Raw genomic sequence first — 22,893 nt, 5'->3', positions numbered from 1 at the left:
GCGTGGTTCTTACAACTTATATCGGATTGAGAAAAAAGTGCCGCTGCTGATGAGATTGATGTTCAGATAACCCACTTTCTTAAGTGGCATTTTCATAAAAGGCTCTATTTGCCAGGACAACCGTTTGGTAATAGCCCGCTCATACCCAACGGACAGATTTAATTGACTGAATCCGTAGTTGCCACTTTTACCATTCCAATCTGGAATAGGCTTGTGTGCGTATCCAGTGTAATTATAGACGTAATCCTCCTGCTCGATAACATAACTCGTTACTCCGCCACTGATGAACCAACGACTAGGTGACCGCCCATCAGACCGGGGCTTCAACAAAAAGTCATATCGTACATTGATTGGAATATCCAGCATCTTACACTGACCATCCACGCTCTGCGGAACAGTATACATCCCTTTCTTGTAATAATCATTCAGCTCGTATTCCGATCCGGATGCCTTATAAATCTTCGTGCTCTGGATAATGCCAGTCTGTACACTCCAGTGCCGAGCCAGTCGGTATTCCAGCAGTACGCCCACATTAGTACCTGGTCGGGCAAAGTTCTTCAATCCTATCGAACTTAAATCGGGGGCAACGGCCAGCCGAACACTTAACCCACGCTCTACGGGCAGTTTCGGTACAACCATTGCAGGCTCATCGGGCGCTTCTATCGTCGGTGGTAGGTCAACAGGGCGCTTCGTAAATACCAACGGCTTTGGCCAATTGGCGGGCCGGATTGTCATTTCGCGAACGTCTGGCAATCCGGCTGGTTCCGCCTGGCTAATTATAGGTTGGATAAAGGTCTCAGAAGTATTGGTCGCGGTCAATTGAGCTTTGCCAGCGGTCTGTTTACGCAACCGTTTGGTGAACGTTGGCAAAGAGGCCGCTGCATCGTTCGCAGCCAGAAAAGACGGTCTGTTTGGCAGCCACTTTGCTCGCGCTTGCTTACGGGCCGGTGTTCGCTCTGCTACTGTCTTGTCCGTTCGTTGTCTAACGCCCTTTGTGTCATTTGTCCTCGTCGCGGCTCGTTTTGTCAGAACGGTTGGCGCAAGGTCAGCTGGCACAGGCTTCGTTTTCGACGGGCTTGTTTTTCCCCTGTACGCACCTGCATTCTCCTTCGTTTCATCGATGGCTGTTGGCCTGTGCGTTTCATCAGCCTGGGTTACCAATTCATCAGGTCGGTTGGCAGATTTGGTCGGGGTAGATGCTATAGCGGGCTGTTCGCCTACTGATTCCGTCAGCTCAGTCGATTGCTTAGTCAGGTCAACCGACTGGGCTGACGATTCAGTACTTGTAGTTGGTGCGGAGCCGGCATTATTTAGCTGAGGCTTGGCAGCACGCGGCCGTAGCGTAGCGGTTCCAGCTACTCCAGGCTGAGCGCTGGTATGAGTTGGCGATGCCGTACTGACTTTACCGGGTAAATTATCACGGTTGCCCGCGTTACGACGATACAGGTACAAGCCACCCACTGTCAGCAAAAGCAAACAAATGGGCAATCCCCAGCGAAGCAAAGTTTTCCAAAGCGGTGTACCGCCACCGGGTGTTGGCCGATCATGCGTGTCCAGCCGGGTTTTCATGTCCTGCCAGGCCGCCGGATCGAAAGGAGGATCAAACTCTTCAGCCGACTTTCTGAAGAGCCCGTCCAATTGGTCATCGGTTAGCTCTGACATACTCATCGTTGTTTAAGCGCTTTACTAACAAGCGTAGATTCTCCCGTGCCCGGGCCAGGTTCGACTTCGACGCGCCAACTGAAATGCCGAGTTGACCGGCAATTTCCTCGTGCGTGAATCCATCCATAACATACAAATTAAATACTAGTCGATAAGCGGGCGACAGCCGCTGAATCAGACCCATCAAATCTTCGTGTGCCAATTGACTAAAGGCATCGGCCGACTCTGAAGCAACGGTCTGTTCAAGCTGCTCAACATCCTCATGATGATGATGACGCACCTCCTGTCGGTAGTGATCGATGGCCGCATTGATTAAAATGCGCCGTAGCCAGCCCTTAAATGGCTGTGCAGAATCGTACTGGTCCAACCGCGTAAATACCTTCAGAAAACCATCATTCAGTACTTCAAGTGCTCCCTCACGAGTGGGAGCATACCGCAAACAAATGCTCATGGCGTACCCGTAGAACTGCCGGTAAAGCAACTCCTGACTTTTCCGCTGGTTGCGCAGACAGCCAGCCAGTAGGTCGGTTAAAGCGGGTATGTTAGGCGTGTTGGACAAAGTGACCTATTTTATAAAGTACTACTTCCGGTTTACTGCACGTTGGTCGTTTGATCACTTGCTTACGAAATATGTTTTTAAATGAGTGATCGACTCTATAAACCGATAGTCATTCAACTCAATTTGGGGCAACAGGCGAAGTCGTATTCACCACCGGCCAAACACCCGGTCTGGGAACACTCACTCCTTTTGTGTTTCCACGAGTAGCCTGATCAGGACCGAAATAATAAAGAGGCCAGCCTTTATACGTCAGTTGAGTTTTCCCTACGGCTGTAATCGTTTTGAAATCGTTTTTGTCCAACACAGACGGCACTTCCCCGACCGTCGACGCCACAAATATTGGCCAGGTAGCATCGTTGCTCAGGTCAGCTTTTGTGTATTTGTTCACGCTATTTTTGTCGAAGGCATATGCATACAACGTGCGGCCTACACTATCGACTAAAAACACTGAATTACCCGTTCCTTCTTTGGTATCGAATGTATAACTTTTTCCATCATTACCAACAAGTTGACGAGAAGCCAGCATAACTGTATAATTCGTTTTGGCAGCCATCCAGACGTTTCCAACTTTATCACCAAGAACATCCCCGGCTTTGGCGTCATTTTTGAAGTAATACATGGGCCAGCCCCGGAAGGTGGTCTGTTTGCCACCGTCGGCCCGGGTTATAGTTCCAAAATCACTGGCCTTCAAACCAGCACTAAGGGTTGGCGTTTCTTTGTAAAAAACCGGCCAATTGTCTTTGCAGGCGCCCGAGCAGGTAGCGTCTCCGGCCACATCACCGGCAAAGAAATAAAGCGTTTTTCCTCCTTCGCCAGTCATTATGTTGCCGAGCGACGAGGTTTTGATGGCAACGTCTGGGGAGACGATGGTTGGGTTTTCTTCCTTACAACCAAACAGGGCCATGACCAGCATGACCGTTGCCATTAGGGAGCGATTGACGTAAACGACTTGTTTCATTTTATCAACTGTATTAAGAATTAAACAAGAACAGTTGAACCGGTTCGTTCGTCAATACGGGAGGTTTTTGAAACAGGTTGCGTGAGCCACAAAAAAAAGTCAGCTTTCTTCGTCGGCACGCCGATCTGCGCGAATTTCGGGAATCGTGTCGGGGTCAATTAGGCCAAGCGAGGCCGCATGTTCGGCCGCTGCCACGGTGTCGGGCACGAGCAGCATCGGTACGTTATGTGCTTCCGTCGTCTGGATAAGTTCACGAACCGCTTCGTCGCGCTGCTCCGTCGATACATCGCGAATATACACGGCCAGAATTCGGTCCGGATTTTCGCGAACCACCTGCGCGTATATTTCGGGGTCCTGCTGCCCACTGTCGCCGATCAACACAAACGGCAGTTTGGGATTCACATCCAGCACTTTACGAATCATGGCCAGCTTATGGGTATGATGCCCACCCGACGAGAACAATTTCGCACTCAAATCAAGATCACGGAGCAAAATGGGCCCTTTCGGAATGCCCTGTATTCGGAAGAAATCGACCAGTAAATCATACAGATTCCAGGGGCTGCTCGACACAAAATAAATGGGATTGAAAAGCGTCGTGAGTGGCCCGCTCTGCAACGCCCGATAAAAAGCGGCTATTCCCGCAAACGGCAGCCGGGTGTAAGCATTCCCCAGAAATGTGAGTTTGGCCGTCTGGAGCAGATTCGTGGCATCCGTCACCAGGACCGTATCATCAATATCCGAGATAACCCCAAACTGGCTGTAAGGGGGCGAAATCATCACATAACCCACCTTCTCAACAGACTGGTTGCCCTTTCCTTCATTCAGTTCCGTGGCGGGTTGTTCAACGCTATCCAGCGAATAACGCACCGGAAACCACGCCCGCCCCGGCGGCAAATCGTTGGGCGGATTGATCGTTGCCTCGAAAAAGCCATCCTTATCCGTTACAGCGGTGTGCGTTTGGCCAAAAGCCTCAATACGCACGGTTACGCCGGGCACTTCGCGACTACCAAACCGCTGATACGTCGCCAGCAGATTTTGCCAAAAAGTGTCCCGGTCACTAGGCGTACTTAAATCTCTTTGACGCAATACACGGCCCGATAGCCAAACCGCCGTTGGGCTGCCAAAGCCCCGGTAATAAATAATTCGATAGGGCTTGCTGGCATCTAGCCGGCCAAAAAGGTGACTTTTGAGCCGGTCAAACTGGGTTTCAGCATCAGCTGATGCGTTCGTCAAAAACTCATTCAGGGAAGACATAGGTAAAATAAACAGTTGGCTTTGTAGAACTGAAAATCGTTTTTCGTGAAGATGCTTAACTGATTTTCGGCCATCCGGGGGTTTAGTGATAACTTGCAGGCAATTTACTTGTCGGCCGACAGTTAATGGGGGATTGTCAGTTGTTGACAGCTACCTTTCACCGCTACCGACGATTACCATTAAAAACCATGAGCAAACAAATTGTTTATACCGACCAGGCGCCGGCTCCGATTGGACCTTATAGCCAGGCAGTTAAAATGAACGGAACCCTCTTCGTTTCAGGTCAGGTAGCCATCGAGTTAGCGCCCAACGGCGATATTCAGGCCGAGACGCAAAAGGTAATGGAAAACATTGGTGCCATTCTGAAAGCAGCCGGTATGGATTACACCAACGTGGTGAAGAGCAGTATTTTCGTCAAAGACATGAACAACTTTGCCGCCATCAACGAAGTCTACGGCCGGTTCTTCACCGTCGACCCACCCGCTCGTGAAACCGTCGAGGTAGCCCGTCTGCCGAAAGATGTTAATGTTGAAATTTCAGTAATAGCCATTCAATGAGTGAAAGAGCGAAAGAATGAATGAGCGATTTAGCGACGTATGATTTTCGCTCTTTCGCTCTTTCACTCTTTCACTCTTTCTTTCGCTCATTCACTCATTTATATTCCCATGTCAAGACCCGTTCGCGTTCGTTTCGCGCCCAGCCCAACCGGCCCGCTGCACATTGGCGGAGTGCGTACTGCGCTTTATAATTACCTGTTTGCCCGTAAAATGGGTGGAAAAATGCTCCTGCGTATTGAAGATACGGATCAAAACCGCTTCGTACCGGGTGCCGAAGAGTATATTCTGGAAGCCCTGCGCTGGGTCGGCATCGAGATCGACGAAGGCCAAGGAACGGGGGGGCCACATGCTCCCTACCGCCAATCGGAACGCCGGGAAATATACCAGAAAGAAGCCCAGCGTTTAGTGGATGAGGGCAAAGCCTATTATGCCTTCGATACGGCCGAAGAGCTGGACGCTATGCGGAAACGGCTCGAAGAAGCCAACGCACCGGCGGCTCAATACAACGCCATCACACGGATGCAAATGCGCAATTCCCTGACCATGAAGCCTGAGGAAGTCAAAGCGCACATGGAGGCAGGCGACCCGTTTGTGATCCGGCTAAAAACGCCCCGCAAAGAGGAGGTACGGCTAAACGACCTGATCCGGGGGTGGGTGAACGTACATTCGTCAGCTATTGACGACAAAGTGTTGTTGAAGTCAGACGGTTTGCCGACCTATCACCTGGCCAACATTGTGGATGACCATTTGATGGAAATCACACACGTCATTCGGGGCGAAGAGTGGCTTCCGTCTGCGCCGTTGCACGTACTACTGTATCGGTATCTGGGTTGGGAAGACACCATGCCGCAATTTGCTCACCTGCCGCTGCTGCTCAAACCCGAAGGCAATGGCAAACTCAGCAAACGCGATGCGGATCTGGGTGGTTTCCCAATTTTCCCCCTCCAATGGACTGATCCCGTTTCGGGAGTTACAGCACGTGGCTTCCGCGAGGATGGCTACCTGCCCGAAGCCACCATCAACTTTCTGGCATTGCTGGGCTGGAATCCCGGCACCGAACAGGAACTCTTCACGATGGATGAACTGATTGCCAGCTTCGACCTCACGCAGGTGCATAAAGCGGGCGCGCGTTTCGATATTCAGAAGGCGCAGTGGTTCAACCATCAGTACATTCGCCTGCAACCCGATGCAGCCCTCGCTCCTGCGGTTCAGCAACAGGCAGAAGCCGCGGGGCTGCCCTGCTCGCTGGAGAAAGCGGAGAAAATTGCGGCCTTGCTCAAAGGGCGTGTCAATTTCGCCCACGAACTATTTACCGAAGCGGGTACTATTTTCAACGCCCCAACGAGCTATGACGAAACCATTGTAGCCGCCAAGTGGAATGAGGATGCGAAGCGAGCCGTCGCTGTTTTTCGCGATGCCTTACAAGCCTTCGACGGCGCATTTGTGGCCGAAGAGATTAAACACGCGCTCGGTGATGCCATGCAGCAGGCAGGTATCAAACAGGGCAAAATCATGCAAGCCATGCGGGTAGCCTTGACGGGTTCGGGTGCCGGCCCTGACCTCATGCTGACCATGGAAATCATTGGCAAGGCAGAAACAATTGACCGTTTGGAAAAGGCGTTGAATACGTTGAAATAGATGTCAGCTAATTTTTTAAACCTATAAGCCGGGACAACGTTTCGGTCTTATAGGTTTACAGTAAACAGCAATATCATGGCAAAGAAAAAAACAAACCCCGATGAGAATGACAAGCCTCGCGTTCATAAAGAACTCGAAGGCTTTGATATTCAGATAAACTCGTTCGGTGAAATAACGACGAGTTTCGATATTGATAAGATCAATCAGTTTCTGAATAAAACGGTCGATGACAAAAAGCTTCGTCATCGTACGGATCTGAATTTGAAAGGTGAACCCGAATCAGACGATAACGACGAGAAATCTGACGACGATCACTTGTTCGACGAGACGGACAACGATTTGCCCGATGACATAAATCAACGGTAAAAGCCCGACCTGCCAAAACGCCCGGTCGGGCTTTTTTTGTGCCGTTTGTCAGATAACGTACGAATAAACTGCGCTTCATTTACTAGTTTTCGTCCACAATTAACTAGGTAGACTAACCAAACTCGACTATGTACGCTCACGAAATCGACTACAAGATTATTGGTGAAGACATTCAGATTGTTGAAATAGAACTGGACCCAAACGAAACCGTTATTGCCGAAGCGGGCTCGATGCTGTTTATGGAAGATGGCATCTCGTTTGAAACAAAAATGGGCGATGGCTCCCAACCCGATCAGGGGTTTTTGGGTAAGCTGTTGCAGGCAGGTTCGCGGATGGTGATGGGTGAGTCGCTGTTCATGACGCATTTTACAAACCGGGGCGTGGGCAAAAAAAAGGTGGCGTTTTCGGCTCCCTATCCGGGTACAATCATGCCGGTCAATATGGCTAATGTGTATGGAAACACACTCATCGTTCAGAAAGACGCTTTTTTGTGCGCAGCCCTGGGCACAAAGCTAAGCATTCAGTTCAACCAAAAATTAGGCGCCGGTTTCTTCGGTGGTGAAGGCTTTATTCTTGAAAAAGTGCAGGGCGACGGAATGGTGTTTATTCATGCCGGTGGCGTCGTTGTCGAGCGTACGCTCAATAACGAAACGCTGCGTGTCGATACCGGTTGCGTCGTTGGTTTCGAGCCGAGTATCAGCTTCGACATTCAGCGAGCCGGTGGCCTGCGGAGTATGGTGTTCGGTGGTGAAGGACTGTTTCTGGCCACATTGCGGGGCACAGGTAAAGTCTGGATTCAGTCGATGCCAATCTCTAAATTAGTGCAACGCCTATCGCCGGGCGGTGGACAAGCCACCAAAGAAGGTGGCTCGGTACTTGGCCAGTTGGGCAACTTGTTCGAAGGGTAATCGGAACCGCACAACAGCCAGTTGGATTTTATCGATTCGTCTGATTGATAGGCTTATCATCCAAAAAAAATAGCCATTTGCCTAAGACATTTTTGTAAAAAATGGTGTTAACCACCAAAATCAGAGTGGATTTTGATGGCGTTTTTGCTGGAATCAGGAAAATCCTTTAAATCCTAAAAATCCCGATTTACGATGGAAGTTATTTGCACAAACGACAATTTTCCGGCGCCCGTATTGGCCTTTTATGCTGAATTTGGCATACAAACGCCCAAACGAGACCAAATGTATACGATCCGGCAAGTGAAACGCCACACAACCGGTGATACGGGTGTTTTACTGAACGAAATCAAAAATCCTGATGTACCGGTGAAACACCCGGTAATGGGCGAAGTCTGGTTTGAACCGACCTTCAATATTAACCGGTTTGCAACCCTAATGGGTCAACCTGTCCGGCAGGAAGAACTGGAAGATGTGAATGCTTAATGGCATACTTGTTGACTTTACCCGAAGCCCGGCACGAAACCGCCGGGCTTTTGCGTTGTTTTAGTTGTCAATCCGCTCATTACCTGATCAACTGTGATAAAGTATTCCGTATTTCTTCTGACAGGACTGCTATTAGCCGCCTGTGGCAGCGACTCGTCTGATAATTACATCCCGAAACCAAAAGGGTATCCTCGTTTCGACTTGCCCACGCCCCGGTATAAACTACTCGAACCAACGCACCCCTATCAATTTGAATACAACTCCATTGCCCGTATTCTGCCGGATACTTTCGCCCGCTCGGAGCCGGACTGGATTTTCATCAATTACCCACTCTTCAAGGCAAGTGTTCAGCTGACGTATAAGCCTGTTTTAAACGACGTAAACCGGCTACGGGCCATGCTCGACGATTCCTATAAACTAGCCGCCCGGCACAAAATCAAGGCTGCGGTTTTCGAGGAACGACGGGTTCAGTTGAAGTCAGGGCTGGAAGCCAGCGTAATTGATTTAGGTGGTGAAGTGCCCAGCCAGGTGCAGTTTATCACGACCGATTCAACCACCCATTTCCTGCGGGGAGCGCTGTATTTTAACACCGCTACCGAAAACGATTCGCTGCAACCCGCCATTCAGTATATTCGCAACGATATTATGCACATGCTGAACACCTTAAAGTGGCGCAAATAGACACAAACTTTTCATTAAAACGATACACTCAAGCTTATGAAATTAATTGTTGCCATCCTGCTCTGTCTGTCTTTTTCGGCTACCATTGCCCAAACCAGAAAGCCTGCAGCAAAATCGGCCGCTAAGCCAGCAGCAGCAACCAAATCGCCGGGTCAGCTCATTTATGAACAAAACTGTCTGACCTGCCACCAGGCTAATGGCTCTGGGGTTCCTAACCTGAACCCGCCTTTACGTGGAACAGACTGGGTCCTGGGTGACAAAACCCGGCTCATTAACGTATTGCTAAAAGGCCTGCAGGGCCAGGAAATAGAAGGCGATATGTACGACAACGCCATGCCTGCCCACGACTTCCTGAACGACACCCAAATTGCGGACGTACTCACGTACATCCGCAGTAACTTTGGCAACAAAGCCGAAGCAATCACAGCCGACGAAGTGAAAACTGCGCGGGGAAAGTAAGCTATTGAGCAGATAGCCAGAGCGTATTAACGAAGCGGCTGTTCTCTCTGGCTTTATTTTTAACTATTACGTTTGAATCACGCCTACCGAAAACGGCTTCGTAATAGGTGCGTGGTTAGCAGCCGCAATGCCTTCGGATAGAATTTTTCGGGTGTCGAGCGGATCAATAACGGCATCAATCCAAAGCCGGGCGGCTGCGTAATAAGGTGAGAGCTGGTCGTTGTATTGATCCGTAATTTTCTTCAATTGAGCCTGTTCTTCTTCGGGCGTCATTGGGCTACCCTTCGCTTTTTGAGCCGCTACCTGGATTTGTAGTAGTGTTTTAGCGGCCGACGCCCCGCTCATCACCGCCATCTGTGCTGTTGGCCACGAGAGCATTAAGCGCGGATCATAGGCTTTGCCGCACATGGCATAATTGCCCGCTCCGTAGCTATTGCCAATAACGACCGTGAACTTCGGCACAACTGAGTTTGCCATCGCACTGACCATCTTGGCACCGTCTTTAATAATGCCACCCTGCTCAGCCCGGCTCCCAACCATAAACCCGGATACATCCTGCAAAAAGACCAGGGGAATCCGTTTCTGATTGCAATTCATAATAAACCGAGCCGCTTTGTCGGCGGCATCGCCATAAATGACCCCACCCATCTGCATTTCCGTGGGTTGACCGGTTCGTCCTTTCGCCTTGACCACCTTCCGCTGATTGGCGACAATACCGACGGCCCAACCGTCAATGCGCGCGTAACCACACAGCAGCGACTGTCCATAGCCGGGTTTATACGCATCAAATTCAGAGTTATCCACAAGTCTATCTACAATTTCCTGCATGTCGTACGGTTTTACTCGGTCGGCAGGAAGGATTTCGTAGATGTCGCTGGGTTGTTTGATTGGCAAAGCCGGTTCAACACGGTCGAAGCCAGCCGTTTCGGGATGGCCGACTTTGTCGAAGATTCGCTTGATGGCATCCAGGCAACTCTTATCGTCAGGATACTTATTATCGACCACACCCGAGATGTCGGTATGGGTGGTTGCGCCCCCGAGCGTCTCCGCATCAACCTCTTCGCCGATGGACGCTTTAACCAGATAAGGACCAGCCAGAAATATGGAACCAGTGCCCTCTACAATCAGGGCTTCGTCGGACATAATGGGCAAATAGGCTCCCCCCGCCACGCAGCTCCCCATAATGGCCGCCACCTGTAAAATACCCATTGCCGACAGTTGCGCGTTATTCCGGAACGTACGGCCGAAGTGGTCTTTATCGGCAAAAACCTCATCCTGCAAGGGCAGATAAACCCCCGCACTATCGACCAGGTAAATAATGGGCAAGCGATTTTCCATCGCAATTTCCTGCGCCCGGAGGTTCTTTTTGGCGGTAATCGGAAACCAGGCTCCGGCTTTCACCGTGGCATCATTGGCCACAAGAACACACTGCCGCCCCGACACATACCCAATCCCGACAACGACGCCCCCCGATGGGCACCCACCGTGTTCGGCATACATACCCTCGCCCGTGAATAAACCGATTTCAATGAATGGTTTTTCGGCATCCGTCAGATAGTCGATGCGCTCACGAGCCGTTAGTTTGCCTTTCTGGTGCTGGTCATCAATCTTTTTCTGTCCACCACCGAGTTGAGTCTGAGTAGTGCGTTGTGCGAGTTCATCAAGGAGGGTTTGCATAAATGAGTGCGAAGTGTACCAGTAGCGGTAAGTAAAAAACCACTATGGTAAGCGAGTTGTTGCCGAAACGAAAGTAGGATTCTGCCGCTAATAACGTATTTACCAGCGTTCCTAGCTACCAACCGCAGCGAGAAGATAGCATTTCTACAGCCCTAACAAAACGTATCTTCGAAAAAGACATAACCAAGCTTATTACCCGCTGACGGTGAACAGCCATTTATCTTCTGACTTATCCATATATTACAATATAAAATAACGAAATATGAGCTAATTATAAATTAAACAGTATCCATTTGCTAAGTTTGATGGAATTGTAAAAGCCGCTATCTATGAGCTACCTGTGGCTTGTCAAACTAAATCTCATCCCTGTATGAAAAAATTTATTCTTCACCTCTTTTCCGGCCTTTTAATTACTCATCTATCGATGAGTCAATCGCCAAAAGCGGCAACAGGGTTGACCTTTGAGCCATCAACGTATGAGGGTTTGCGTTGGCGGGAACTGGGCCCTTTCCGGGGCGGTCGCTCCTGTACGGTTACGGGTGTAAAAGACAACCCTAATCTGTATTATATGGGCACCGTTGGCGGTGGCGTCTGGCGGACAGTAGATGGCGGTCAAACGTGGGGAAATATCACAGATACTTATTTCGGCGGAACGATCGGCGCGGTTGCCGTTGCCGAAAGCGACCCTAACGTCATTTATGTGGGTGAAGGTGAGCAAACATTACGTAACAATGTCGCGTCGGGCACGGGCATGTGGCGATCTACCGATGCCGGAGCAAGCTGGAAACGCATAGGATTAGCCGATTCCAGGCATATTGCCAGAATTCGCATTCACCCTAAAAACCCCGATGTGGTCTATGTGGCAGCCATGGGCAATTTGTGGAAACCCAATGACATGCGGGGTATTTTCCGCAGTACCGACGGCGGGCAGACCTGGAAAAAGGTATTGTACATCAATGACCAGGCAGGAGCCGCCGATTTGGTACTTGACCCCAACAACCCGCGCATTATGTATGCAAGCACCTGGAACATGAAGCGCAATGGATACCGCATGGATAGTGGTGGACCCGACTCTAAGTTGTGGAAAAGTACGGATGGTGGCGATACCTGGGAAAACCTTTCCGATAAAACCGGGATGCCTGCCGGTACGAATGGCATCATCGGCGTGACCGTTTCGCCCAAAAATTCTAATCGCGTATGGGCAATCATCGAAAACAAGGAATCAGGTGGCATTTATCGGTCCGACGATGCAGGCAAAACCTGGGCCAGAATCAATCAGGACCGCGCTTTATTGCAACGGGCCTGGTACTACTGCCGCATTTATGCCGATCCGCAAAACGAAGACATGGTCTATGTAATGAACGTTAGCTATGGCATTTCAAAAGACGGTGGCAAAACGTTTGAGTTAAAGGATGCCCCTCATGGCGACCACCATGATCTTTGGATCGATCCTGCTAACAACAGACGTATGGCTATTGCCGATGATGGTGGCGCACAGGTATCGACAGATGGTGGTAATAACTGGACAACTTACCACAATCAGCCAACAGCGCAGTTCTATCGTGTTGCGACCGATAATCATTTTCCGTATCGTATTTATGGTGCACAGCAGGACAATACGAGTGTCCGAATTTCGCACCGTACGGGTAGCGCTGCTGTTACTGAAAAAGATTGGGTGGCTCTGGCCATTGGCGAAAGTGCCCATTTAGCACCCGATCCGTTGAATAGTGAAGTGGTCTTCGGTGGTGATTATAAAGGCTACATGACTATGCAGGACCTTGGCACTGGGCAGGAACGTTCTACCAACGTTTATCCTGACCTGCCGGCTGGTTCGGGTGTTGAACAGATGAAATACCGATTCAACTGGAATTATCCCGTCTTTTTCAGTCCGCATAATCCCAAAAAGCTCTATGCAGGTTCAAACCATTTGCACGTCAGCTACACGGGTGGAGAGAGCTGGGAGGTCATCAGTCCTGATTTATCCAGAGGAGAGCCAGAAACCATTAAATCATCGGGCGGGCCTATTACGCAGGACAACACAGGGGCCGAATACTACGCCAATGTTTTTGCAGCAACCGAATCGCCCTATACCGAAGGTGAAATTTGGACTGGCTCAGATGACGGTTTGGTTCATGTTACAACGGACGGAGGAAAAAACTGGAAAAATATTACCCCGCCTATGTCGCCGAAGTTCAACATGATCAACGCTATAGACGTAAATCCATTTGTGAAGGGGGGCGCTTATATCTCGGCAACTTCCTACAAATTCGGCGATTATACGCCCTATATCTACAAAACATTGGATTATGGAAAAACCTGGACTGTACCAACAAAAGGCATTCCCAAAGACGAGTTCGTGCGGGTTGTCCGGGCGGATCCTAAACGGAAAGGGTTGCTTTATGCAGGAACAGAGAAAGGTGTTTGGGTATCTTTTGACGATGGCGAAAACTGGTCGAAACTGCAACTCAACCTCCCTCCTGTACCTATTCACGATTTAGCCATAAAAAACGACAACCTCATTGCCGCTACCCACGGGCGTAGCTTCTGGCTTATTGACGACCTCACACCCTTACACCAGCTCAACAAAGAAATAGCATCGAAAGAGGTCATTTTATACCAACCCATGCCTTCGTACCGAATGGCAGGCAGCAACAAACGAAATGCCCAACTGGAAGGTGAAAACCACCCCAACGGCGTACTGATCCATTACTTCATAAAAAAAGCAGAGCCTGCCACAGAAGTCAAACTCGACATTCTGACGGGTGATGGACGCGTTATCCGTGCGTTAAGCAATAAGGCAAAGGAAAAAGCTGATCAGTTGATGGTCAAATCTGGGGGTGGACGTTTTGTATGGGATATGCGTTATCCAGGCTATAAGACCTTCCCCGGCATGGTTTTCTACGGTTCGCCCAACCTCGGTCCTAAAGCAGTTCCCGGAAAATATCAGGTCAGGCTGACAGTAAATGGCCAGTCCCAAACGCAACCCTTCGACATTCTTAAAGACCCTCGTCTGAAAACGACTCCAGACGATTTCCAGGCTCAGTTTGACTTTCTGATGAAGGTGCGCGACAAGGTGACAGAGGCTAATGAAGGTATTATTAACCTCCGGAAAATTAGAGATGACCTGACCTATCTCAAGAACAAAATGGGTACTGACGAGAAAAATAAGGACTTGAATGAGGCAATCAAAAAATTTGAGGATGAACTCAAAACGATAGAAAACGACATTCACCAAACTAAGAACAGCAGCGTTCAGGACCCGCTCAACTACGGCATCAAACTCAACAACCGTCTTGCTCACCTTATGACCGAGCAAGCCCAGGGTGATTACCGCCCCACCAAACAAGGTGAAGAAGTGCGGAGCAAGCTGACACAAGCAATCGATGAAGAATTAGGAAAGTTAAAAATAAGTATCGAAAGCAATCTTCTTCGTATCAACCAAATGGCCAAAGATAAAGGAGTCGTGCTTGTCAATTGACAACTCAACTGGCGAAGCATGGTTATTTTGGACCGTCGTATCAGACAGCATCTTAGTGTCTGGCCATTAGGCTAAACCTAGCTTTAACGGACCAAATTGACACGAGCTAGGTAGTCCATCGTTGCCTAGCGGCCAGACAACAAGATGCTGTCTGATACACTCCTCAAAACCTCTACAGAAATAGCATTCTGGAGTTCTCAGGATTGGATATATATACCAAAAGACTTATTTCCTTGTCGAATCGACCAGGGCAGGCACAACACTAGACGTTGTGTTGGTTGTACTAACTTCAGGCGTGACGGCAGGCTTCTCTTTACGACCAAAGAGCGAGAAATGCACATACCGCTTGGGGTTTTCGCGTAAATCGGTCAGAAGTTTTTCAAGGCTGGCCGTCGTTTTGTTGACATTCGTGTAAAGCGCTTCGTCAGACGTAAGTTTGCCTAGCGAACCGCGTCCATTATTTACGTCAGCCAGAATATGCTGTAAGTTATCAACCGTTTTATTCACACTGGCCAGCGTTTGCTTCAGTTGAAGCCCCTGAAGCGAGTCAGCAAATGTATCGGCTTTAGCCAGAATAGGCTTCAGCTGTTTTTCGGTTTCGATGAGCGACGCCGATAACTTATTGACGTTGGCAAGGGTTGCCTGTAAGCCCGCCCGGTTTTCGGCAACGGTTAATCCCAGTGTACCAACGGCAGCATTGGCACTGCGCAGCGTCTGATTCAGAACAACGCCAGTTTGGTCAAATTGCGCCACCACACGGTTAAGCTGGTATGTAAGCGAGTCAACATTATTGAGTACGGGCAAGGTTTTCTCCCGAATTAACGCCGATAACCCAGATTCTTTCGCTGCGACCAGCATGCCACCATCTTCAAGTTGCGGCTTGCCATAGTTGATACCCAGGCGAATGAGCTTGCCACCCAGCAGACCATCGTCGGCCAAAACCGCCCGTGACCCCTGGGTGACAACAATTTCTTTCTTGAGTTCTACCGTAACCAGCAGTTTGTTCTGTTGATTCTGCAAAATTTCAACGCTTTTGACCTGGCCTACCGTTAATCCGTTGATTCTAACCGGATTAGAAGCCACTAATCCATCGATATTATCGTAAATGACTTTGTATTTATTGGTAGAGGAAAAGAAATCTGAACCCTTCAAAAATCTAAATCCAAAATAGAGCATCATCAGCGAGACGATAGCCAATAACCCTACTTTTACTTCCTGAGAAACTTTCATGCGTTTGTGAGGGTGAATGACCTGGGCGGACAGACCAATTCGGTTGATTGACCCTATAACCAACTTTACGGTTGGTTTGTCCCGCAAATGTTGGGAAAATGGATGAAAGGTAATAATCAGTCCAGTCTATTCTGCTCTAGTTTCCCGACCAACATCCGCCCGATTTACTTATCCGCCCGCTTCAATTTCCTGTTTGTAAAGCACAAACGCCTTATAGATGGCGTCTGAGATTTCATCCTGCCCTTCAGACGAGATCAGGTAATCTTCTTCTTCTGGATTCGTCAGAAAACCCGTTTCTATCAAAACGCTGGGCATCGTTGTCCGCCAGAGTACCAGAAAACCCGCCTGCTTTACGCCGTTGCTTCGGCGGTCGGCATTCCGCCGAAAGCTCCGTTCTACTTTTTCGGCAAAATTGATGCTGCTTCCCATAAACGCATGTTGATAGTTGGCCAGCATGATGTGAGCCAGGGGCGAATTTGGGTTAAAGCCTTTGTAAGTCTGTTGGTAATTTTCTTCTTTCAGGATAACGGCGTTTTCCCGTTTGGCAACGTCCAGGTTGCCGTTGGTTTTGTGCAACCCCATCGTATACGTCTCGGTGCCATACACCCGACTGGACGATGGACTGGCGTTGCAATGAATTGAGATAAACAAATCGGCTTTATTCCGATTAGCGATAGCCGAACGCTCAGCCAATTCGACAAAATGATCGGATGAACGGGTATAAATAACCCGCACATTTGGCATCTCTTCCTTAATTTTACGACCCAGTTGTAACACAAGTTTAAGCACAATCCGCGATTCACGTGTTTTTCGGCCCAGGCAACCTGGATCTTTACCTCCGTGGCCGGCGTCAAGTACAACGGTCCGTAGCTGATTAGGCGCGTCATTGGCCCTTGTTTCTGTCTCCTGCGACCCAGCCCGGCGAACGGTATCCTGGGTTAATTCAGGCACTAGCGCATCTGGACGGGTCAGTGCCAGCAAGGGAAAAATCAACAGCGCTACTGTTGTCATTATTCCGGGAGAAGTGGCCGAAATTGAGCTGCCAGTTGATTTAATAATTTTTAACGACCAAAAACGTTTCAAAGCGGTAGCGGGATGACTGTTCGTGAATACCTTTGTAAGCCATAGACTTAACGGTCTTGAGGCAAATATAATTTTTTTAATAAACCTGAAAAAAGCATACTTTATTTTGCGGCCCTCGCGGATACGACCAATATGGATAAAGGCTTCAAGCCTTTTTATCTGGCTAATCTGGACGTTCAACGCGTTAGGACAGAGCGGAACCACGCCCCCACAGCCTGCTAAAGGTGGTTTACCACCGGCTACAGTGCCAGCGCAACGGGTGCCCGACTCAAAATCTGTATTAGCCAACGACAGTACACCGCCCCAACCAGCGCAAAAGAAATCGCCGGGACGGGTCATTGTTGGCCCTTCGTCCGGCTCGATTACGCTTCCCGGCTCCCAAACAAGCCCCACTGGTGCGAGCCAGGAAAGCGACCTGGAGCGGGAACTCAACCAACGGCAATCAGTCCCCAACCGACTTGGAACGGGTACCAAAAGACAAATCACCCCGGTTCCAGCCCCTGTAACCCGCCCGGCCAGGCAGGATTCCATTCGGTCATTACCCGCAGAACGGGTTGTTACAGCACCAGATGCTACCAACGTTAGCCCTGTGCAGATTACTCCATTGGTTCGCCTACAACCCAAACCGCTGAAGCTAACGCAGCGCTTATCAGACCAACTGATAACAGACGTACCCAAAGCGCAACAGCATTTGCTGACGGTTACCCGTAAACTGTTGAAAGCCAGACCTGCCAGGCTCGATTCGGTTTCCCAACTTGCTCGTACAACCCCAAAACCGACGGCCAACCCTGATTCACTTAAACTCGCGACCAGGAACGTTGTTCGAAAAGATTCTAGTCAAGCGAAAGCGAAACTGACCGATGTAAAGTCAACCACCACGGCTGCCCCTCGTTCGCAAACCAGCCTGGTCCGACAGACAGACAGAGACAGACTATTATCAGTCAAACCTATTCAAACCAGACCCGGCCTGGTTTCGCCAAATGTCGTCCGGCCAGAGAGCCGGATCAAACCCCTACAGCCGAATTCAGGTCGGCCACTCGATACGGCTGATTCGTCGCAGGTTGCGGGCAGAGACTCTATCCAAAAAGATTCCCTTCAAACGGCAGACTCCTTTAAGACAACAGTCAAATACCAGGCCAAAGATTCTACTTTTTATTCGGCCGATGGGCGCACCGTCGAGCTGTTCGGTGAGGCCAGTGTTATCTATGGCGACATTTCGCTCAAGGCCGACTACATCCGCCTAAACTACCTCACAAATGAAGTTTATGCGAAAGGCCGGTACGATTCAACAGCCAAAAAACTGATCGGTCGCCCCATCTTCCAGGATGGTGAAGGCAAATACGACGCCAAAGAGATTCGCTACAATTTCAAATCGCGCAAGGGCCGTATTCAGGGTGTCATTACCCAGCAGGGCGAGGGCAACATTCGCGGGCAAACGGTTAAGAAAGATGACGAGGACAACCTTTACATCGGCCGGGCCATTTACACGACCTGTAATCTGGCCACTCCGCACTTTCATATCAATGCCAGTAAGCTGAAAGTTATTCACAATAAACAGGTGGTGGCCGGGCCATTTAACCTGGTTATTAACCAGATCCCGTTGCCCATCGGGCTGCCTTTCGGCTTCTTTCCTTTCCCGAAAAGAAAGGAGATTGGTGTGTCGGGTATTCTTGTGCCTCAGTATGGGGAAGAACCCAACGGACGCGGATTTTATCTGCGTGATGGTGGCTATTACTGGGCCGTCAATGAGAATCTTGGACTCCAGTTCAAAGGACAGATTTATTCGCGGGGTAGCTGGGGATTAGGCGTATCGTCGGCCTACAACAAACGGTATCGCTACAGCGGCAGCGTGAACCTGCAATTTAATCGAAACCGCTCCGGCGACCGGGTTGACTTGACCCAAACCCCGCGCAATGACTTTGCCGTCAACTGGTCCCACTCGCCGGTGCCTCGTGGCCGGGGTAGTTTTTCGGCCAATGTAAACGTGAGCAGCAACAGCTATAACCAGTTCAACTCCTACAGTACGCAGTCCTATATATCGAACGTAGCAGGTTCGTCTGTACAATACAGCCGTACATTTGGGCAGTACGTGAGGGCGGGAGCCAACGTACGGGTCAACCAGCAGTTTGGCCAGATAAACCCACAAACAAGCGTCCGTGAAAACGGGAAGACAGATGTGTCGTCGGACTTTAACTTTGGCGTCAATCAGATTGCGCCCTTTGCCCTCAAAGGCGGTACTGGCCGTTGGTATGAGAGCTTCCGGGTAGGTCTGGACGTGAGCGGCTCTATCAGCGTGAGCAATACCATCCGGCGTCAGGTTGATACAACAGGGCTGGGCTTTCCCATTATTACGCGCATAACACCCATTAACTCCATTCAGCGCTATAATGATAGTATTACCCGCGCGAACAACCTCCGATTTGGCATTGTTACCGCGGATCCAAACCTGATTCCTTTCAGTATAGCCAATGCCAATCGGATCTGGGAAAACCGGGTGGTGCAGGCGCGGTATAGTATCCCCATTTCGCTGCCCAACATTAAATTACTACGGTACATCAACGTCACGCCAGGTTTTGCCTTACAGGGCGACATCTACAGCAAAAAGCTCAGCTACACCTACCTGAGCGACCGAAATGCGGTACAAATCGATACAACACGCGGCTTCTTCCCGTCCTATAACTTTTCGGTCAATGCCAGCATGAACACCCGTTTTTACGGTACGTACTTTATCCGGGGAAAACGTATTGAAGCGATTAGACACACGGTGGCGCCTTCTATTTCGTTTAGTTACGTCCCCGACTTTACGAACCCCTCGTTTGGGCAGTTTCAAATACTGCCAGCTGAAGGTGCTTTGGCAAACCTGCCGCTCTATCGCCGAACGCTATCGGTGTTCCGAGGGCTGGGAGGTAGCGCGGGAAGCGCGTCGAGTACACAATCCGCCTTCATCTCATTTGGTATTGTCAACCAGTTGGAAATGAAAATTCGTACCCGCAGTGATTCGTCGGGACAGGATTTCAAGAAGATTCCGATTTTCGATAACCTGAGTATCAACGGCAGTTATAACCTGCTGGCCCCTGACTATAAATTATCGCCCATTGCTGTCAGCGCCAATACGCAGATATTTAAAAATATCAGCTTCAACTTCTCGTCTACCTTTGATCCATACGCATACCGGCCCTACGGCGGTACGGCGCAGTACATGTTCCCAACCTCGACGACGCCCACCCCACTGGCGTTCTCCCCTTCCATTCTGGCCCTGAATGCCGAGCAGCCCTACGTCGATCAGCAATACATTCGGGTACCGAATCTGTATGCCTTCCAGGCCGGTCAGGGACTTCTTCGTATGACGAACTTACAAGCCTACGTCAGCGCACGCTTTGCGCCCAAGCAGGCTGACAAGAAGAAATCGAGCCCCAACGCATCCGACGCCACCATGAAGGCGATCAATAATAACCCGGAGTTGTACGTCGATTTTAACGTGCCCTGGTCCATGAATGTGAGCTACACATTTGGTCTGACCAAACTGACGCCCATTCAGTCGCAGGTGATTCAGGCGTTAACGCTAACGGGCGACCTCAGCTTAACGCCCAAATGGAAAGTGACGATCAATACGGGCTATGACTTCGTATTCCAAAGCCCAACTTTAACCACCATCGGCATCAACCGCGACCTGCACTGTTGGGAAATGGCCTTTAACTGGACGCCTTATTCGGGCAATAATTTCCGGTCGGGCAACTATTCATTCGATTTACGGGCTCGGTCGTCGATCCTGCAGGAGCTTAAACTCAGCCGTCGCCGGAGTTTCTACGACCGGGGTGGCTTCTAGTCTGCTGAAAGCCAACCAAAAACGCTAACTTGCTTCGTGTAATCTCACCGGAAATAACTATGACTGACCGCGATAAACAACGCCTTGATGAGTTGGAAGCCAAAACGGCTTACCTGCTCCAGCGACAGGATGAACAGGACTACCGAATGAATCAGATCATTGCGCGCCTGGTCTATATTGAAGCCCGGCAACATCGGCTCATGAAGGAACTGGGCATCGAGCCCGAGAAGTTAGATACGCTGCAAACAGCCCAGGAAGATGCAAAGGCAATCAATCTAACCGTTATTTCCGAACTGAGGTTGAATTAAGCGCCATTAGCCGGACTGTTCGCTAATCTATAAACCATTTCGGCGTAGTTGTTCGTTAACGTTCCGTATGAGACCCGCTTCCCTGCGTACCCTGTTCGTTATTGCTGCCTTACTTGCCGTCAATGTGTTGTCGGCCTTTGTGTTTTTTCGGCTCGATTTAACCCAGGAAAAACGCTATACCCTTTCTACAGCCACAGAAAACCTGCTGGCCAATTTACCGGATGACATTCATGTCGATGTATACTTGACCGGTGATCTGCCTCCAGGCTTCAAACGACTTGAAAGTGCCGTTCGGGAAACACTGGATGAATTTGAAGCACGGGCTGGAAAGACCATCACGTATCGATTTATTGACCCGGCGCTAATTACAAATCCCGATGAGAAAAATAAATTCATCGACAAACTACAACAGCGGGGCCTGCTACCGACTAACCTGTTTGCCAGCGAAGGCGGAAAACGCACAGAGAAACTGGTTTTCCCCGGCGCCATTGTGTCTTATAAAGGACAGGAAACAGCCGTTCAGCTGCTGAAAGGCAACAAAGCGGCTTCGCCCGAAGAACAGTTAAACCAATCGTATGAAGGCGTCGAATATCAACTCGCATCGGCGATTCGTAAGCTGACCCAAACGGAGGGAAACCGTCGGCGCGTTGGGTTGCTTTATGGCCATACTCAAGTACCTCCCTCCCGCTTCGCCGACCTGCTGGCGTCCGTACAACAGACCTACGATCTGTATTTCATCGACATGACTAAACCCGGCCCCATTGCCGGTCTGGATGCGATCCTGGTCCCCAAACCCGATAAGCCTTTTTCGGAAGAGGACATTTTTAAACTCGACCAGTTTGTTGTAAACGGTGGCCGTGCCTTGTTTTTTGTGGATGGTCAGCGAGTAGACAGCGTCGACAACGCAGGCACGTATGCACAACCCGTTAGCCTGAATCTCGACGATTTATTTTTCCGCTGGGGCATCCGGCTGAACCGCGATGTGGTAAAGGATCTACGTTGCGCGCCCATCCCGCTCAACGTGGGAAACCTGGGCGATAAGCCGAATATTCAACTCCTGCCCTGGCGGTTTTATCCGTTACTAAACAATTTTGGCACATCAAACAACCCCATTGTCCGTAACCTGGATGCCATTCTGGGCCGCTTTATCAGTACCCTCGATACGGTTCAGGCAGCGGGCATTCAGAAAACACCGCTGCTGCTGACCTCACCTTACACAAAAGTGCTAAAGGCACCAGCGCTGATTTCTTACAATGAAGCACGTCAGCAACCCGACCCGCAAACCTACAACGAAGGGCCCAAGCTCATTGGCTGCCTGCTCGAAGGTCGGTTTAAATCCCTGTTTGCGAACCGGATTTTGCCCAGCGATCCCCGCGCGGCTGGTTTCCGGCCCGAAGGTGTAGCTTCCCGCGTACTCGTCTGCTCCGACGGTGACTTGATCGTGAACGATGTGGACTACAAACGCAACACACCCTATCCGCTGGGATTCGACCGGTTCACCCGCACTACCTTTGCCAATAAAGATTTTGCGCTGAATGCACTTGATTATCTGGTCGACCCAAACGGCGTTATTGCCGCCCGCACCCGAACCATAGCCCTTCGTCCTCTGGACAAAATCAAGGCAGATGCGAGCCGCACTACTTGGCAGCTAGTAAACCTGATAGGTCCCCTGGTGTTGGTAGGCCTTGTGGGGCTGGTTTGGCAGGTGGCCCGGCGCAGAAAGTACGGACAGTGAATCAGTATAAGCTTGAAATCAGCGATACAAC

General features: G+C 50.0%; 18 protein-coding genes. 11 read left to right on the top strand and 7 right to left on the bottom strand.

Annotated features, from left to right (window positions below):
• Positions 1–9 precede the first annotated feature (9 nt).
• The 4 genes from SD10_RS00725 to SD10_RS00710 all read right to left on the bottom strand — a co-directional run bounded on the left by SD10_RS00725 (position 10) and on the right by SD10_RS00710 (position 4,433).
• Positions 10–1,662 carry a porin family protein gene (locus SD10_RS00725; protein WP_046375234.1) on the bottom strand — a complete coding sequence of 551 codons (1,653 nt, stop codon included), beginning with the start codon at positions 1,660–1,662 and terminating at the stop codon, positions 10–12.
• Positions 1,643–2,221 (bottom strand): RNA polymerase sigma factor, encoded by a 579-nt coding sequence (locus SD10_RS00720; RefSeq protein WP_046375233.1) that lies wholly within the window; start codon positions 2,219–2,221, stop codon positions 1,643–1,645. Before SD10_RS00720 ends, SD10_RS00725 begins: the two co-directional genes overlap by 20 nt.
• Positions 2,222–2,339: 118 nt before the next feature.
• Entirely contained in the window at positions 2,340–3,179 is an 840-nt protein-coding gene (locus SD10_RS00715; RefSeq protein ID WP_046375232.1) for a hypothetical protein, read from the bottom strand.
• A gap of 99 nt (positions 3,180–3,278) precedes the next feature.
• On the bottom strand, positions 3,279–4,433 hold the full coding sequence (locus SD10_RS00710) for an App1 family protein (RefSeq protein WP_046375231.1): 1,155 nt from the start codon (positions 4,431–4,433) through the stop codon (positions 3,279–3,281).
• Between the two features lie 188 nt (positions 4,434–4,621).
• Here SD10_RS00710 and SD10_RS00705 point away from each other — a divergent pair, with 188 nt between their 5' ends.
• The 7 genes from SD10_RS00705 (at position 4,622) to SD10_RS00675 (ending at position 9,525) form a co-directional block, all read left to right on the top strand.
• Positions 4,622–4,990, top strand: coding sequence for a Rid family detoxifying hydrolase (locus SD10_RS00705; RefSeq protein WP_046375230.1), 369 nt, complete (start codon positions 4,622–4,624; stop codon positions 4,988–4,990).
• Positions 4,991–5,098: 108 nt separating this feature from the next.
• Positions 5,099–6,628, top strand: a complete 1,530-nt coding sequence (gltX, locus tag SD10_RS00700) for a glutamate--tRNA ligase (RefSeq protein WP_046375229.1) — start codon at positions 5,099–5,101, stop codon at positions 6,626–6,628.
• Between the two features lie 75 nt (positions 6,629–6,703).
• The gene (locus SD10_RS00695) at positions 6,704–6,994 is read left to right on the top strand and encodes a hypothetical protein (protein ID WP_046375228.1); all 291 of its coding nucleotides are present in this window, start codon (positions 6,704–6,706) and stop codon (positions 6,992–6,994) included.
• Positions 6,995–7,122: 128 nt separating this feature from the next.
• Entirely contained in the window at positions 7,123–7,902 is a 780-nt protein-coding gene (locus SD10_RS00690; RefSeq protein WP_046375227.1) for a TIGR00266 family protein, read from the top strand.
• A 192-nt stretch (positions 7,903–8,094) separates the two neighbouring features.
• Complete coding sequence (locus SD10_RS00685; RefSeq protein ID WP_046375226.1) at positions 8,095–8,385, top strand: hypothetical protein; 291 nt, start codon at positions 8,095–8,097, stop codon at positions 8,383–8,385.
• A gap of 93 nt (positions 8,386–8,478) precedes the next feature.
• Positions 8,479–9,066: a gliding motility lipoprotein GldD gene (gene gldD, locus SD10_RS00680; RefSeq protein WP_046375225.1), complete on the top strand. Its 588-nt coding sequence runs from the start codon at positions 8,479–8,481 to the stop codon at positions 9,064–9,066.
• A gap of 36 nt (positions 9,067–9,102) precedes the next feature.
• Positions 9,103–9,525 (top strand): c-type cytochrome, encoded by a 423-nt coding sequence (locus SD10_RS00675; protein WP_046375224.1) that lies wholly within the window; start codon positions 9,103–9,105, stop codon positions 9,523–9,525.
• Between the two features lie 66 nt (positions 9,526–9,591).
• Here SD10_RS00675 and SD10_RS00670 read toward each other — a convergent pair whose 3' ends face one another.
• Entirely contained in the window at positions 9,592–11,202 is a 1,611-nt protein-coding gene (locus SD10_RS00670) for an acyl-CoA carboxylase subunit beta (protein ID WP_046375223.1), read from the bottom strand.
• A gap of 370 nt (positions 11,203–11,572) precedes the next feature.
• On the opposite strand from SD10_RS00670, the gene SD10_RS00665 reads away from it, so the two are divergent.
• A complete protein-coding gene (locus tag SD10_RS00665; protein ID WP_046375222.1) occupies positions 11,573–14,680 on the top strand; it encodes a VPS10 domain-containing protein in 3,108 nt (1,035 codons plus the stop codon).
• A 225-nt stretch (positions 14,681–14,905) separates the two neighbouring features.
• Here the strand turns inward: SD10_RS00665 and SD10_RS00660 are convergent, their stop codons facing one another.
• On the bottom strand, positions 14,906–15,910 hold the full coding sequence (locus SD10_RS00660) for an MlaD family protein (protein WP_046578867.1): 1,005 nt from the start codon (positions 15,908–15,910) through the stop codon (positions 14,906–14,908).
• Positions 15,911–16,078: 168 nt separating this feature from the next.
• Entirely contained in the window at positions 16,079–16,921 is an 843-nt protein-coding gene (locus SD10_RS00655) for an N-acetylmuramoyl-L-alanine amidase family protein (RefSeq protein WP_046375221.1), read from the bottom strand.
• 316 nt (positions 16,922–17,237) lie between these two features.
• Between SD10_RS00655 and SD10_RS00650 the strand changes: the two genes are divergently transcribed.
• The 3 genes from SD10_RS00650 to gldG all read left to right on the top strand — a co-directional run bounded on the left by SD10_RS00650 (position 17,238) and on the right by gldG (position 22,862).
• Positions 17,238–20,819, top strand: a complete 3,582-nt coding sequence (locus tag SD10_RS00650; protein WP_227699100.1) for a putative LPS assembly protein LptD — start codon at positions 17,238–17,240, stop codon at positions 20,817–20,819.
• A gap of 59 nt (positions 20,820–20,878) precedes the next feature.
• Positions 20,879–21,127: a hypothetical protein gene (locus SD10_RS00645; RefSeq protein WP_046375219.1), complete on the top strand. Its 249-nt coding sequence runs from the start codon at positions 20,879–20,881 to the stop codon at positions 21,125–21,127.
• 67 nt (positions 21,128–21,194) lie between these two features.
• Entirely contained in the window at positions 21,195–22,862 is a 1,668-nt protein-coding gene (gldG, locus tag SD10_RS00640) for a gliding motility-associated ABC transporter substrate-binding protein GldG (RefSeq protein ID WP_046375218.1), read from the top strand.
• The last annotated feature ends 31 nt before the right edge of the window (positions 22,863–22,893 follow it).

This window comes from Spirosoma radiotolerans, from assembly GCF_000974425.1.
Classification (GTDB): Bacteria; Bacteroidota; Bacteroidia; order Cytophagales; family Spirosomataceae; genus Spirosoma; species Spirosoma radiotolerans.
Note: the sequence above shows the minus strand (reverse complement) of the source record. Positions and strands in the feature narration are given on the sequence as shown.

Coding starts and splice junctions, on each gene's coding strand:
- SD10_RS00725 (WP_046375234.1), bottom strand. CDS start 1,662: ATGTCAGAGCTAACCGATGACCAATTGGACGGGCTCTTCAGAAAGTCG.
- SD10_RS00715 (WP_046375232.1), bottom strand. CDS start 3,179: ATGAAACAAGTCGTTTACGTCAATCGCTCCCTAATGGCAACGGTCATG.
- SD10_RS00710 (WP_046375231.1), bottom strand. CDS start 4,433: ATGTCTTCCCTGAATGAGTTTTTGACGAACGCATCAGCTGATGCTGAA.
- SD10_RS00705 (WP_046375230.1), top strand. CDS start 4,622: ATGAGCAAACAAATTGTTTATACCGACCAGGCGCCGGCTCCGATTGGA.
- gltX (WP_046375229.1), top strand. CDS start 5,099: ATGTCAAGACCCGTTCGCGTTCGTTTCGCGCCCAGCCCAACCGGCCCG.
- SD10_RS00695 (WP_046375228.1), top strand. CDS start 6,704: ATGGCAAAGAAAAAAACAAACCCCGATGAGAATGACAAGCCTCGCGTT.
- SD10_RS00690 (WP_046375227.1), top strand. CDS start 7,123: ATGTACGCTCACGAAATCGACTACAAGATTATTGGTGAAGACATTCAG.
- SD10_RS00685 (WP_046375226.1), top strand. CDS start 8,095: ATGGAAGTTATTTGCACAAACGACAATTTTCCGGCGCCCGTATTGGCC.
- SD10_RS00675 (WP_046375224.1), top strand. CDS start 9,103: ATGAAATTAATTGTTGCCATCCTGCTCTGTCTGTCTTTTTCGGCTACC.
- SD10_RS00670 (WP_046375223.1), bottom strand. CDS start 11,202: ATGCAAACCCTCCTTGATGAACTCGCACAACGCACTACTCAGACTCAA.
- SD10_RS00665 (WP_046375222.1), top strand. CDS start 11,573: ATGAAAAAATTTATTCTTCACCTCTTTTCCGGCCTTTTAATTACTCAT.
- SD10_RS00660 (WP_046578867.1), bottom strand. CDS start 15,910: ATGAAAGTTTCTCAGGAAGTAAAAGTAGGGTTATTGGCTATCGTCTCG.
- SD10_RS00655 (WP_046375221.1), bottom strand. CDS start 16,921: ATGACAACAGTAGCGCTGTTGATTTTTCCCTTGCTGGCACTGACCCGT.
- SD10_RS00645 (WP_046375219.1), top strand. CDS start 20,879: ATGACTGACCGCGATAAACAACGCCTTGATGAGTTGGAAGCCAAAACG.
- gldG (WP_046375218.1), top strand. CDS start 21,195: ATGAGACCCGCTTCCCTGCGTACCCTGTTCGTTATTGCTGCCTTACTT.